This window comes from Donghicola eburneus, from assembly GCF_900115865.1.
Classification (GTDB): domain Bacteria; phylum Pseudomonadota; class Alphaproteobacteria; order Rhodobacterales; family Rhodobacteraceae; genus Donghicola; species Donghicola eburneus.
The window spans coordinates 198,647-211,258 of the sequence record NZ_FOXY01000003.1; the positions used below are offsets into that span (position 1 = coordinate 198,647).

Here is a 12,612-nt window from a genome sequence, read left to right on the forward strand (position 1 = left end):
TATGTTCCAGAACTGGAATTTTCTGATTGCCGAGATGTGGGTGCTGCTGGCGCTGGCCGCGCTGGTGGGTCTGATCGCTGGCTTCTTTTTCTTTGGTGGCAAATCCAAGGGCGAGGGCAACTTCTCGCTCGATCAATCGCTGGCGGCGGCCAAGAGTGAACTGCTGAGCCTGCGCAAACAGTTGGATGCCGCGCAGGAACAGATGTTCGCCCAAGAGGCCGAACTGTCAGATCTGCGCCAAATTGCTGCGGCCTCTGGTGTCGGTCTTGGGACCGATGGGGCAGGCGCGGGCGAGGATACGCTGGCAGAACTCCCCGAAGAGATGCCCGAAGAATTTGCGCAACTCATGCTGCAACGGGACGAACGGATCGCTCTTCTCGAAGCCGATCTCGAAGACTTGCGGGCCGAACTGGAAACCGATGCCAGCAAGATCGAAGCCCGCTTCGAAGAAATGATTGTCGAGGCTGACGCCCGCGAAGCCGAGATTGAACGCCTGAGCGAACTCGTGGCCGCCTACGAGGCTGCAACCGGTACCGACGATATGCCCAAGCAAGCCAACGGCTAAACAGCCCCAAAAGAAAAAGGCGCCGCAGGGACCCCCGCGGCGCCTTTTTTACATTCACAAAGAACTTTTAGCCTGCATCTGCAGGTTTGTTTACCTCGAACGATGCCAGTTGTTCGGCATTCGCTTCGGTCTGGTATTTGTCCTTCCACTCGGAATAGGGCATGCCATAAACGGCCTCGCGGCCCTCGTCCTTGGTCATCTCGATCCCGCGCTCGGTTGCGGCTTCTTGGTACCACCGCGACAGGCAATTCCGGCAAAACCCTGTCAGGTTCATCATGTCGATGTTCTGCACATCCGTGCGCTCGTTTAGATGCGCCAACAGGCGGCGAAAGGCGGCAGCTTCGAGTTCGGTGCGCGTCTGTTCATCAATCTGTGACATTGCTTTGCTCCTCTTCCGGCAATTACAGTCTTAGCTGAGGCCCCTGCGCCAAAGCGTCAAGGGGCATCTGTACCGGCGATTGTGCATATTGAAGCAGCAACCTGTTGCCCCAGAGGCCATGTTAGGGCATAACGCGGCTGACGTTAGCGATAACATGAGATGCGCCGGTTTATACCGTGAAGGAGGAGGGCCGTATTATGAGACGCCACCGCAAAGTGAAAATCGTGGCCACCCTTGGGCCGGCTTCGAACGATTACGCCATGATCCGCAAACTGCACGAGGCTGGTGCAGACGTATTCCGTCTGAACATGAGCCACGGCAGCCACGAAGAAATTGCAGAACGCCACAAGATCATTCGCCAAGTCGAAGAAGATCTGGGTAGCCCCATCGCCATCCTTGCTGACCTTCAGGGTCCGAAGCTGCGTGTGGGCGTGTTCGCGAACGGGTCCGAGGATCTGGAAGAAGGCGCAAAGTTCCGCCTCGATCTGGACGAGACCGAAGGCACCATCGACCGCGTGTGCCTGCCGCACCCCGAAATTTTCGCCGCGCTCGAGCCCGGCGCGCACCTCTTGGTCAATGACGGCAAAATCCGTCTGAAGGTCGAAAGCTGCGACCGCGAATCGGCAGACTGCGAAGTCATCACCGGCGGCACCATCTCGAACCGCAAGGGCGTGAACGTCCCTGACGTGGTTCTGCCGCTGGCCGCTCTGTCGGACAAGGATCGCGGCGATCTGGAACTCGCGTGTTCGCTGGGTGTGGACTGGATCGCTCTGTCCTTCGTTCAGCGTGCCAAAGACGTGTGGGAAGCCCGCGAACTTGTGCAGGGCCGTGCCGCCGTCCTGTCCAAGATCGAGAAGCCCTCGGCTGTCTCGTCCTTCGAGGAAATCCTCGACGCGTCGGATGGCATCATGGTTGCCCGCGGTGACCTTGGCGTCGAACTGCCTGTCCAGAACGTGCCCCCGATCCAGAAGCGTCTGGTTCGCAAGTGCCGCGCTGCTGCCAAGCCCGTGATTGTTGCGACGCAGATGCTGGAATCGATGATCGACAGCCCCATGCCCACCCGCGCCGAAGTGTCGGACGTGGCAACCGCCATCTACGAAGGCGCCGACGCAATCATGCTCTCGGCCGAATCGGCAGCGGGCCAGTACCCCGAGCAAGCGGTCAAAACCATGGATAACGTGGCCCGCGAAGTCGAAGGCGACGACACATGGCGCGAAGTCATCACCGCATCGCGTGGCGGCACCGCCCCCATGCGCGGCACCGGTATCGCCCACGGCATCGTGGCTGCGGCGCGTGAGATCGCGGAAACCGCTCAGATCAAAGCGATTTCGTGCTTCACCCAGACCGGCACCACCGCGCTGCTCACCTCGCGCGAGCGCCCCATGGTTCCGATCATCGCGCTCACCCCGCTTTTGCGCACCGCACGCCGTCTGGCGCTGTCTTGGGGCGTTCAGCCGATCAACACCAAAGAGGTGGATCGCTTCAAGATGGCAGTGGTCTCTGCCGTGCGCGCAGCCCGCTCCGAAGGCTACGCGACCGAGCAGGACCATATCGTCGTTACAGCGGGCGTTCCCTTCAATGTGACGGGTTCCACGAACATCTTGCGCGTCGCTCCCTGCGAAGAGCGTTTGATTTTTAACACCGATCCCGAATAAACCATTTAGCAACTGTTACAGTTGCGAGTGGGTAAATGGGAATCGACACAGATCTGGCATTGGTTGTAGGCCTCGTTATCGGGGCCTTCGCCGTTCCGAGCATCGTTTCCGCGTATATCGACGGGCGCACCCCGCGGGTGGCAATGATTGCCATCGTGCTCTCGGGGGTGTCTTTGGTCTACGCGCTCAAGACTCATCCAAACGGATATGACGTCGGCGATGTCCCCGCAGCGTTCGCCTCTGTGATCGGGCGATACCTGCACTGATTTAGCCTTGTGCTAAACATGATGCCCTTGTATAGGGCGCGCTCTAACCGCGCGACCGGCCTCAGTGGCATGCCGAGTCGCGTTCGGACCGAACCTGCATTGAAGGAGACGGAAATGCCCAAGATGAAGACAAAATCGAGCGCCAAGAAGCGCTTCAAAGTGACCGCGAATGGTCGCGTGATTGCTGGCCAGGCCGGCAAGCGTCACGGCATGATCAAGCGTACCACCAAATTCATCCGTACCGCCCGTGGTACCACGACTCTGTCGGCTCCCGACGAGAAGATCGTGAAAAAATACATGCCCTACGCGCGCTAAGGAGAGAACGGAATGTCCCGAGTAAAAGGTGGTACCGTCACCCACGCCCGTCACAAGAAGATCATCAAGCAGGCCAAAGGTTACTACGGCCGCCGCAAGAACACCTTCAAGGTTGCAGCACAGGCCGTCGACAAGGCGAACCAGTACGCAACCCGTGACCGCAAGGCCCGTAAGCGTAATTTCCGCGCCCTGTGGATCCAGCGTATCAACGCAGCCGTCCGTGCACATGATGAGAGCCTGACCTACTCGGCCTTCATCAACGGCCTGAACAAAGCTGGCATCGCAGTTGACCGTAAGGTCTTGGCAGATCTGGCCGTTCACGAGCCCGCGGCCTTCGGCGCGATCGTTGATCAGGCAAAAGGCGCTCTGGCAGCCTAATCTCGTTCCACGAGACACCAGAATTGAAACGCGGGTCCTAGTGGGCCCGCGTTTTCGTTTGTCGAGGGAAACCGCGTTATTGACCCCGTTGGTTCTTTTGGCGCGCATTGGATTTTTGAGTATTTTTGCAAAGCAGAAAGACAACGAAGTTTTAAGGTGTTCAGGCGCATCATAACGCTACGGTACAGGCTGGAGAGCCGATGGCCGTCAAAGCTGAAAGCGCTCTGCCTGTTGTCTGATTTCTTTGGAAGAGCTGGCGGGCAGAGCGTGACTTGCCTTTCTGCTTTGTAAAAATACTCACGTCTCCCAACCGCGAAGCCGCCGCTATCCTCTCCAAACTCTTGCGTCCCGCCCCGCTTGTGGTAGCAAGCGCCCAAAGCCAAGGAGGGTGTCATGGACGATCTGCGCGCGAAATATATCGAGGCCATCGCGGCCGCTGGTGATGAAGCCACCATCGAAGAGGTGCGTCTGGCTGCCGTCGGCAAGAAGGGCGAGATCAGCCTGAAAATGCGCGAGCTTGGCAAAATGACCCCCGAAGAGCGTCAGGTCGCGGGCCCCGCTTTGAATGCTTTGAAGGACGAGATCAATGCAGCACTGGCCGCGAAGAAGGCTGCTCTGGCCGACGCCGCGCTGGACGCCCGTCTGAAAGCCGAGTGGCTGGACGTGACCTTGCCTGTTCGTCCACAGCGTCAGGGATCAATCCATCCGATCAGCCAGGTCACCGAAGAGGTCACCGCAATCTTCGCTGACATGGGCTTCTCGGTGGCCGAAGGGCCTCAGATCGAGAGCGACTGGTACAACTTCGATGCGTTGAACATCCCCGGCCACCACCCCGCGCGGGCCGAGATGGACACCTTCTACACCCACCGTGCCGAGGGCGATTATCGTCCGCCCCACGTGCTGCGCACTCACACCAGCCCCGTGCAGATCCGTCATATGGAAAAGCATGGCGCGCCCTGCCGCATCATCGCGCCCGGACGTGTGTACCGCTCGGATTATGACCAGACCCACACCCCCATGTTCCACCAGATCGAAGGTCTGGCGATCGACAAGGACATCTCGATGGCCAACCTCAAGTGGGTGCTCGAGCAGTTCGCCGCCGCCTTCTTCGAGGTGGACGAGGTCGAAGTTCGCTTCCGCGCCTCGCACTTCCCCTTCACCGAACCTTCGGCCGAGATCGACTTCCGGTGTTCGTGGGTTGATGGCCAGTTGAAGCTGGGAGAGGGCGATGATTGGCTCGAAGCCGGTGGCTCGGGCATGGTTCACCCCAAGGTTCTGGAAAACGCGGGCATCGACTCGACCCAGTGGCAGGGCTTCGCCTTTGGTCTCGGGATCGACCGTCTGGCCATGCTGAAATACGGCATCCCCGATCTGCGGGCCTTCTTTGACGCGGATCTGCGCTGGCTGCGCCATTATGGTTTCTCGGCGCTGGATGTGCCGACACTGCACGGCGGCCTCAGCCGCTGAGGCGATTGAAACAGCAGGGCAGGGCGCTAAGCTCTGCCCTGTTTTCGTTTCAAAGGATTGCCAATGCCTCTTTTTCACAGTCAGAACCGCACCCGTAGCCCCGAGTCCGAACGCCTGTACGCGCGGTATGAATTGCTGCACACGCTGGTGGATTTCGCGGCGGCGATCCTGTTTCTCGTGGGCTCTGTTCTTTTCTTCTGGAAATCGCTGGAGACGGCGGCGATCTGGCTTTTCGTCCTCGGATCGCTCTGTTTTTGCGCCAAGCCGACGATCCGGTTGGTCCGCGAAATCCAGCTCTATCGTATGGGCAAGTTCGAGAAGCTGGCCCTCGGCGAAACGGAGACCTGATGCTGCAGTCCATCCACCACGTGGCGATCATCGCCAGCGATTACGCGCGGTCTAAAACCTTTTACACCGACATCCTCGGCGGGCAGATCATCGCGGAAACCTACCGCGAGGCGCGTGATAGCTGGAAACTGGATATTGCGCTGGCAGGCGCGCAGATCGAACTCTTCAGCTTTCCAGATGCCCCCGCGCGCCCCAGCTACCCCGAAGCGCAGGGCCTGCGGCATCTGGCGTTCACCGTTGCCGATGTGGCCAAAACCAAACAGCAGCTTGAAGCCCAAGGCGTAGAGGTCGAAGAAATCCGCACCGATTCCCTGACCGGCAAGCAGTTTACCTTCTTTGCCGATCCAGATGGCCTGCCGCTCGAACTATACGAGGCCTAACCCCTCTTTCCCCCTGCCGCCCTATGGGCTATGCCGTGCCTCGAATGAAACCTGACAAATAAAGGCGCGCGGCGATGAAGTTCACCCTGTCCTGGCTCAAGTCACACCTCGATACCTCGGCCACTCTGGACGAGATCCTCTATGCCCTGACCGATCTGGGCCTCGAGGTCGAAGGCGTTGAAAACCCTGCCGAGAAACTGGGTGCCTTTACCATCGGCAAGGTGCTGACCGCCGAGAAGCACCCCGATGCGGACAAGCTGAACGTCTGCACCGTCGCCACCGATGATGGCGAACTGCAAATCATCTGCGGCGCGCCGAACGCCCGCGCAGGCATCACCGTCGTAGTGGCCAAGCCCGGCACCTATGTTCCCGGCATCGACATCACCATCAACGTCGGCAAAATCCGTGGCATCGAAAGCTATGGCATGATGTGCTCCGAGCGCGAGATGGAGCTGTCGGACGAGCATAACGGCATCATCGAACTGCCCTCGGGCGATGTCGGTCAGAAGTTCACCGACTGGCTGGCAGAAAACGATCCGGCCAAGGTTGATCCCGTGATCGAGATCGCCATCACCCCGAACCGTCCCGATGCCCTTGGCGTGCGCGGCATCGCGCTGGATCTGGCCGCCCGCGGTCTTGGCACGCTAAAGCCCGCACCCGTGAGCCCCGTGGCTGGCACCTTCCCGTGCCCGATCAGCGTCAGCATCGACGATGACGCGCTGGCGGGCTGCCCCGTGTTCTACGGCCGCGTGATCAAAGGCGTGAAAAACGGCCCGTCGCCTGCATGGCTGCAAGACTACCTGCGCGCCATCGGCCTGCGCCCGATCTCGGCTCTGGTCGATATCACCAACTTCTTCACCTACGACCGCAACCGCCCGCTGCACGTGTTTGACGCGGACAAAGTTGCTGGCAACCTGCGCGTTCACGCGGCTCAGGGCGGCGAAACACTGGTTGCGCTGGATGAAAAAGAGTACACGCTGCAGCCCGGCATGACCGTGATCAGCGACGACAACGGCGTTGAATCCATCGCGGGTGTCATGGGCGGTCTGCCCTCTGGCTGCACCGACGAGACGACCAATGTTTTCCTCGAAGCTGCGTTCTTTGACACTGTCCGCACCGCGCTGACGGGCCGCGCGCTCAAGATCAACTCCGATGCGCGCTACCGTTTCGAGCGCGGCATCGACCCCGCTTGGACCCCCGAAGGCCTAGAGGCCGCGACCCAGATGATCCTTGATCTCTGCGGCGGCGAGGCGTCTGAAGTGGTCATGGCCGGCGAACTGCCCGACCATTCCCGCGCCTACAAGCTCGACACCGACCGCTGCCAGAGCCTTGTTGGCATGGAAATCCCCGCTGAAACCCAGCGCGCGACCCTCGAGGCGCTTGGCTTCGTCATGGAAGGCGACATGGCCCACGTGCCCAGCTGGCGTCCCGACGTCTTGGGCGAAGCCGATCTGGTCGAAGAAGTCGCTCGCATGGCCTCGCTCACCAAGCTGGTGGGCAAGCCGTTGCCCCGCATGACGACCGACGTGCCCAAGCAGATCCTGACCCCGATGCAGAAGCGCGAAAGCATCGGTCGCCGCACCGCTGCCAGCCTCGGCTACAACGAATGCGTGACCTACAGCTTCATCGACGGCAAGCAGGCGGCTCTGTTCGGCGGCGGCACCGATGCCACCCGTCTGGAAAACCCGATCTCTTCGGAAATGAGCCACATGCGTCCCGACCTGCTGCCCGGCCTCTTGGCTGCGGCCAGCCGGAACCAAGCGCGCGGGTTCAACGATCTGGCCCTGTTCGAATGCGGCCCTGCCTTCCACGGCGGTGAACCGGGCGAGCAGCACACCCAGATCAGCGGTATCCTCGTCGGTCGGACGGGCCCCAAGGACACCCACGGCGCCTCGCGCCCCGTTGATGTTTACGACGCCAAAGCGGACGTCGAGGCGATCCTGTCGGCCATCGGCGCGCCCGCCAAGGTCCAGATCATGCGCGACACCGCCGAGTGGTTCCACCCGGGCCGCTCGGGTCGCATCTGCCTTGGTCCGAAAAAGACCCTAGCAGTGTTCGGCGAACTGCACCCCAAAGTGCTGGACGCGATGGACGTCAAAGGGCCCGCCGTGGCCTTTACCATCTGGCCCGCCGAAATCCCGCTGCCGCGCAAGGCCGCGACGACTCGCGCCGCGCTCAAGGTCAGCGACCTGCAGGCGGTCGAGCGTGACTTCGCCTTTGTCGTGGACGCGAATGTCGAGGCGCTGACGCTGGTGAACGCCGCCGCAGGTGCCGACAAGGCCTTGATCGAAGAGGTCCGCGTGTTCGACGAATTCATCGGCGGCTCGCTGGGTGAGGGCAAAAAGAGCCTCGCCATCACCGTGCGCATCCAACCGACTGAGACAACGCTCAAGGAAAAAGACCTCGAGGCGATCAGCACCAAGATCGTGGAAAAGGTTCAGAAGGCGACCGGAGCCACCCTGCGCGGCTAACCGGACGCGACAGTCCCCAGAACAGCGAAAAGCGCCGCCCTGCAAAGGGTGGCGCTTTTTCGTTGGGTCGACAGAGTCTCAAATAGTAACAGGTTGCAACTAAAATGGCTTGCGATATCAGGCAAGTTGAGCTGACGATTACACTACCTATTGGGGAGGGGCGTTGAAGGTAATAACTGGGGCTCCTAAATCCGACCACCACTCACGAAGTCCGAGGAGCCCCAGCAAAACATGCTAAAAAGTACTTCAACTATACGAAAGACGATACGCTATCGAAAGTCTATTGGCAACTATAAATCGCGAGTATTGATCGAAATGTTTAATAAGAGGTTAAGAATTTTCGTTTATAAAACAGCGCCATATACCGAAGTGATAGTTCGATGGTAGTTTTAGACACAGTGTTTCCGACCTGCTCACATCTCGATCATGCATATTTGATAGGCTAACACGCTAGGGTTGATTCGCCTTTGCGACATCTGGTTGCAGCCAAACTCCACCTTCAGGACGCAAGGTGAGAATCATAACTGGTTTCGGGTCGCGACCGGGTACAGGATCAAACCGATAGCGCGATAGTAACGTCGCTAAAATGATCACAGCCTCAGTCTGAGCGAAGCTCGCGCCGATACAGATCCTCGGACCGTCCCCGAACGGCAGATAGGCGTAGCGCCGAATCGCCTTGCGGTCGGCAAACCGTTCGGGCCGGAACGCATCCGGATCGTCCCAGAGCAGGTTGTTACGGTGCAAAGCATAAATCGGGATCATTACCGTATCTCCGGGCCGCACCTCGCGCCCACAGAGCCGATCCGCCTTGCGCGCCGTCCGCGATACCAACGCTGCCGGCGGATACATCCGCAGCGCCTCGTCCACGATTTGCCGGATGTAGGGCAGGTTGGGCACGTCCTCGGCCCCTGCCACACGATCCTCCAGCACCGACTGCGCCTCGGCGCGGGCCAAGTCCTGAACCCGCGGATCGCCCGCCACCAGATACAGGGCCCACGACAGGGACAGCGCCGTCGTCTCGTGCCCGGCCACGATAAAGGTCAGCAGGTTGTCCCGCAGTTCCTCGGTCGACATCTGTCGGCCAGATTCGGGGTCCGCCCCAGCCAGCAGCAGGTCCAGCAGATCGGGCGCGGCATTCGGCTGCCCAGAGGCACGGCGGCGCTGGATCGCCTCGTCTGCCACGCGCTGCATATCGGTCAGCGCGCCGCCACTGCGAATCCGGCTCAGGCGTGGCACCCAACTGGGCAGCCCCAGCATATCCCCCAGCGAAATCTTGGCAGTGCTCTGGATGTATGCCTCAATCGCGTGATGCACGCCGTCGCGGTCGAACCCTTCGTCCCCCGAAAAGGTCACATCCGAGATCACCTCGAACGTGGTCTGCACCATCTCGTCGAACATGTTCACCGCGCGCTTGCCTGCCGCAGCCTCGAGCCGCTGCACAGCCCGTTCGGCCGCAGCCGACATCACGGGGGCCAAAGCCATCACATGCCGATGCGAAAACGAAGGTGCCGCCGTCCGCCGCTGCCACAGCCATTCCTGCCCCTCGGCGATAAACAGGCTCTCGCCAATCGCGGGGCGCAGCAGGTCCTTGGTCACCGTGGATTTCGGATAGTCCGCCAGCTTGTCCCGCAGGATCGTGTTCAGCGCGTCGGGGTCCATGACCATATGCCAACGCTTGCCCGTGCGACCCGACACCATCGGCTGACGTGTCGCGATTTCGGGCAGAATCTCCAAGACATTGCGCCGCGCGGTCTGCAAACTCTTCAACACACCCATGGGTTCTGTCACCAAGGGGACGCGAACTGGAAAGTCGGACTGGACCATTTTGAACCTCTCCTCTTCCGGCTAGGATGTAGCCGAGGCGGTCCCTCTGGCAATGACGAAAGGTGTTTTCATGCTGCCCTATCTGGCGTTGGCCACGGCGATTGTCTGCGAGGTCATCGGCACCTCGGCGCTCAAACGCACCGAAGAATTTACCAAGCTCGGCCCGACCCTGTTGACCGCAGTGTCCTACCTGATGGCCTTTTATCTGTTGACGATTGCCCTACGCGTGCTGCCCGTCGGAATTGTCTATGCCGTCTGGAGCGGCCTTGGCGTCGTGCTCATCTCGCTTGTGGGCTGGGTGGTGTTCCACGACCGTCTGGATCTGCCCGCCCTGTTGGGGATCGGCATGATTCTGGCAGGGGTGATGACGATCTTCATCTTCTCGAATTCGGCGGGCCACTGACCCGCGCCGGTGCCGCCATAGATGTAAGCAGGGCATCAAGCGTTGCTACTGTGGCGGTATTCGGGCTATCCCCCTCTGCGAACACGCGACCGGAGCCCATATGACCCGTTTCTTTGCCATCGCCATGCTTTGCATCCTTGCCGCTTGCGGCAGCAAATCCGATCTCGAAGAGCCGCCGGTCCCTCTGGGGCATTTCCGCCTGGGGCATAATGTGGTCGTGGCGCCCCATCCTGTGCAGGGGCCGCTGTCCCGTGATGTCGCCCCCGAAGAGTGGGTGGATACCATGCGCGCTGCGATCTCTGACCGCTTTGGACGCTACGAGGGCGACAAGCTCTACCACCTCGGGATCAGCGTCGATGGCTACGTGGTCGCGCAGACCGGCATCCCGCTGGTGCTGGCGCCGAAATCGGTCGTCATCCTGAACGTCACCCTCTGGGACGACGAAAAGGGCGAAAAGGTTAACGACGCGCCAGAGCGTATCATGGCGCTCGAATCGCTGAACGGCAAAAACATCGTGGGGTCCGGCCTGACCCAGACCCGCGAAGAGCAGATGGCAAATCTGTCTTACAACGCGGCCAAGCGCATCGAGAACTGGCTGAAAAACAACATCGAGGAGTTCGGCCTCGATGTCCCGCCGGTCGAACCCTATGTCGATGACCGCGAAGAGAGCGCCGAAACCGCCGAAGCGCCAGAGGCAGAGGGCGAAGACACCGCTGAAACTCCGGTGATCGAAGACCCAGAGATCGCGCCTGCGGAAATCGCCGCCGAATAGGCCAACCCAAGGGCGGATCATCGAAAATCCCCCCCTGCGACCGGTGCGACAACGACACAACCCCGCTTCTCGCGTTCTCTATGTCATCTGACGCTTGATTTTCTTCTGTGCGTCCAATACATCGCCCGCGATGCTGAACCGGGGCAGGCTGCCCCCCCAACTACGAGGCGCCATCGATGGCAAAGGAAAAGTTTGAGCGTAGCAAACCGCACGTCAACATCGGCACCATTGGTCACGTTGACCACGGTAAGACCACTCTGACCGCAGCGATCACCAAGTACTTCGGTGACTTCAAAGCGTACGACCAGATCGACGGCGCGCCCGAAGAAAAGGCACGCGGCATCACCATCTCGACCGCACACGTTGAGTATGAGACCGAAAACCGTCACTACGCGCACGTCGATTGCCCCGGCCACGCTGACTATGTGAAGAACATGATCACCGGTGCGGCGCAGATGGACGGCGGCATTCTGGTTGTGAACGCAGCAGACGGCCCGATGCCCCAGACCCGCGAGCACATCCTGCTGGCGCGTCAGGTTGGCGTTCCCGCGCTGGTCGTGTTCATGAACAAAGTTGACCAGGTTGACGACGAAGAGCTTCTCGAGCTCGTCGAAAACCAAATCCGCGAACTGATCAGCGAATACGACTTCCCCGGCGACGATATTCCGATCGTTGCAGGTTCGGCTCTGGCCGCACTGGAAGGCCGTGACGCGAACATCGGCGAAGACAAGATCAAAGAGCTGATGGCTGCTGTGGATGACTACATCCCCGAGCCCGAGCGCGCTGTTGACCAGCCCTTCCTGATGCCGATCGAAGACGTGTTCTCGATCTCGGGTCGTGGTACCGTTGTGACCGGCCGTGTTGAGCGTGGCGTGATCAACATTTGCGAATCGATCAAGATCGTGGGTATCAAGGACACCCAGACCACCACCTGTACCGGTGTTGAAATGTTCCGCAAGCTGCTGGATCGCGGTGAAGCAGGCGACAACATCGGCGCCCTGCTGCGCGGCGTTGACCGTGAAGCTGTTGAGCGTGGTCAGGTTCTGTGTAAGCCCGGTTCGGTGAACCCGCACACCAAGTTCGAAGCCGAGGTCTACATTCTGACCAAGGAAGAAGGCGGCCGTCACACTCCGTTCTTCGCGAACTACCGTCCGCAGTTCTACTTCCGTACCACTGACGTCACCGGTACCTGCATCCTGCCCGAGGGCACCGAGATGGTTATGCCCGGCGACAACCTGAAGCTGTCGGCAGAACTGATCGCGCCGATCGCGATGGAAGAAGGCCTCCGCTTCGCGATCCGCGAAGGTGGCCGCACCGTTGGTTCGGGCGTTGTCTCGAAAATCCTCGCGTAATTTGGGCTCGCCCCGAATTATGGAAAGGCCGCCTTCG

At 60.3% G+C, this 12,612-nt stretch carries 14 protein-coding genes; 12 read left to right on the forward strand and 2 right to left on the reverse strand.

Annotation, left to right across the window (positions count from 1 at the left end; translation table 11 throughout):
- Position 1 precedes the first annotated feature (1 nt).
- A complete protein-coding gene (locus BM225_RS06320) occupies positions 2 to 565 on the forward strand; it encodes a hypothetical protein (protein WP_072708172.1) in 564 nt (187 codons plus the stop codon).
- Between the two features lie 67 nt (positions 566 to 632).
- Here the strand turns inward: BM225_RS06320 and BM225_RS06325 are convergent, their stop codons facing one another.
- Entirely contained in the window at positions 633 to 935 is a 303-nt protein-coding gene (locus BM225_RS06325; protein ID WP_218157048.1) for a DUF1244 domain-containing protein, read from the reverse strand.
- Between the two features lie 206 nt (positions 936 to 1,141).
- On the opposite strand from BM225_RS06325, the gene pyk reads away from it, so the two are divergent.
- From pyk to pheT, 8 genes are all read left to right on the forward strand, one after another.
- The gene (gene pyk / locus BM225_RS06330; protein WP_072708168.1) at positions 1,142 to 2,599 is read left to right on the forward strand and encodes a pyruvate kinase; all 1,458 of its coding nucleotides are present in this window, start codon (positions 1,142 to 1,144) and stop codon (positions 2,597 to 2,599) included.
- 35 nt (positions 2,600 to 2,634) lie between these two features.
- Positions 2,635 to 2,865, forward strand: a complete 231-nt coding sequence (locus BM225_RS06335) for a hypothetical protein (RefSeq protein ID WP_245780430.1) — start codon at positions 2,635 to 2,637, stop codon at positions 2,863 to 2,865.
- A gap of 114 nt (positions 2,866 to 2,979) precedes the next feature.
- Positions 2,980 to 3,180, forward strand: a complete 201-nt coding sequence (rpmI, locus tag BM225_RS06340; protein ID WP_072708167.1) for a 50S ribosomal protein L35 — start codon at positions 2,980 to 2,982, stop codon at positions 3,178 to 3,180.
- Positions 3,181 to 3,192: 12 nt separating this feature from the next.
- Positions 3,193 to 3,558, forward strand: a complete 366-nt coding sequence (gene rplT / locus BM225_RS06345; RefSeq protein WP_072708165.1) for a 50S ribosomal protein L20 — start codon at positions 3,193 to 3,195, stop codon at positions 3,556 to 3,558.
- Between the two features lie 393 nt (positions 3,559 to 3,951).
- Entirely contained in the window at positions 3,952 to 5,025 is a 1,074-nt protein-coding gene (gene pheS, locus BM225_RS06350) for a phenylalanine--tRNA ligase subunit alpha (RefSeq protein WP_092464003.1), read from the forward strand.
- 63 nt (positions 5,026 to 5,088) lie between these two features.
- Positions 5,089 to 5,373 carry a YrhK family protein gene (locus tag BM225_RS06355; RefSeq protein ID WP_072708161.1) on the forward strand — a complete coding sequence of 95 codons (285 nt, stop codon included), beginning with the start codon at positions 5,089 to 5,091 and terminating at the stop codon, positions 5,371 to 5,373.
- Positions 5,373 to 5,753, forward strand: a complete 381-nt coding sequence (gene gloA2 / locus BM225_RS06360; protein WP_072708159.1) for an SMU1112c/YaeR family gloxylase I-like metalloprotein — start codon at positions 5,373 to 5,375, stop codon at positions 5,751 to 5,753. Before BM225_RS06355 ends, gloA2 begins: the two co-directional genes overlap by 1 nt.
- Positions 5,754 to 5,827: 74 nt before the next feature.
- Positions 5,828 to 8,224 (forward strand): phenylalanine--tRNA ligase subunit beta, encoded by a 2,397-nt coding sequence (gene pheT, locus BM225_RS06365; protein WP_072708157.1) that lies wholly within the window; start codon positions 5,828 to 5,830, stop codon positions 8,222 to 8,224.
- Positions 8,225 to 8,674: 450 nt separating this feature from the next.
- Here the strand turns inward: pheT and BM225_RS06370 are convergent, their stop codons facing one another.
- Positions 8,675 to 10,048: a cytochrome P450 gene (locus BM225_RS06370; protein WP_072708155.1), complete on the reverse strand. Its 1,374-nt coding sequence runs from the start codon at positions 10,046 to 10,048 to the stop codon at positions 8,675 to 8,677.
- Between the two features lie 52 nt (positions 10,049 to 10,100).
- Here BM225_RS06370 and BM225_RS06375 point away from each other — a divergent pair, with 52 nt between their 5' ends.
- The 3 genes from BM225_RS06375 to tuf all read left to right on the forward strand — a co-directional run bounded on the left by BM225_RS06375 (position 10,101) and on the right by tuf (position 12,575).
- Entirely contained in the window at positions 10,101 to 10,451 is a 351-nt protein-coding gene (locus tag BM225_RS06375; protein ID WP_245780431.1) for a DMT family transporter, read from the forward strand.
- Positions 10,452 to 10,551: 100 nt separating this feature from the next.
- Positions 10,552 to 11,223 carry a hypothetical protein gene (locus tag BM225_RS06380; RefSeq protein ID WP_072708151.1) on the forward strand — a complete coding sequence of 224 codons (672 nt, stop codon included), beginning with the start codon at positions 10,552 to 10,554 and terminating at the stop codon, positions 11,221 to 11,223.
- Between the two features lie 176 nt (positions 11,224 to 11,399).
- Positions 11,400 to 12,575 carry an elongation factor Tu gene (tuf, locus tag BM225_RS06385; protein ID WP_092464006.1) on the forward strand — a complete coding sequence of 392 codons (1,176 nt, stop codon included), beginning with the start codon at positions 11,400 to 11,402 and terminating at the stop codon, positions 12,573 to 12,575.
- The last annotated feature ends 37 nt before the right edge of the window (positions 12,576 to 12,612 follow it).

What these genes read in the sequence shown, in the direction of transcription:
- BM225_RS06320 (WP_072708172.1), top strand. Translation starts at nt 2, where the DNA reads ATGTTCCAGAACTGGAATTTTCTGATTGCCGAGATGTGGGTGCTGCTG.
- pyk (WP_072708168.1), top strand. Translation starts at nt 1,142, where the DNA reads ATGAGACGCCACCGCAAAGTGAAAATCGTGGCCACCCTTGGGCCGGCT.
- BM225_RS06335 (WP_245780430.1), top strand. Translation starts at nt 2,635, where the DNA reads ATGGGAATCGACACAGATCTGGCATTGGTTGTAGGCCTCGTTATCGGG.
- rpmI (WP_072708167.1), top strand. Translation starts at nt 2,980, where the DNA reads ATGCCCAAGATGAAGACAAAATCGAGCGCCAAGAAGCGCTTCAAAGTG.
- rplT (WP_072708165.1), top strand. Translation starts at nt 3,193, where the DNA reads ATGTCCCGAGTAAAAGGTGGTACCGTCACCCACGCCCGTCACAAGAAG.
- pheS (WP_092464003.1), top strand. Translation starts at nt 3,952, where the DNA reads ATGGACGATCTGCGCGCGAAATATATCGAGGCCATCGCGGCCGCTGGT.
- BM225_RS06355 (WP_072708161.1), top strand. Translation starts at nt 5,089, where the DNA reads ATGCCTCTTTTTCACAGTCAGAACCGCACCCGTAGCCCCGAGTCCGAA.
- gloA2 (WP_072708159.1), top strand. Translation starts at nt 5,373, where the DNA reads ATGCTGCAGTCCATCCACCACGTGGCGATCATCGCCAGCGATTACGCG.
- pheT (WP_072708157.1), top strand. Translation starts at nt 5,828, where the DNA reads ATGAAGTTCACCCTGTCCTGGCTCAAGTCACACCTCGATACCTCGGCC.
- BM225_RS06370 (WP_072708155.1), bottom strand. Translation starts at nt 10,048, where the DNA reads ATGGTCCAGTCCGACTTTCCAGTTCGCGTCCCCTTGGTGACAGAACCC.
- BM225_RS06375 (WP_245780431.1), top strand. Translation starts at nt 10,101, where the DNA reads ATGACGAAAGGTGTTTTCATGCTGCCCTATCTGGCGTTGGCCACGGCG.
- BM225_RS06380 (WP_072708151.1), top strand. Translation starts at nt 10,552, where the DNA reads ATGACCCGTTTCTTTGCCATCGCCATGCTTTGCATCCTTGCCGCTTGC.
- tuf (WP_092464006.1), top strand. Translation starts at nt 11,400, where the DNA reads ATGGCAAAGGAAAAGTTTGAGCGTAGCAAACCGCACGTCAACATCGGC.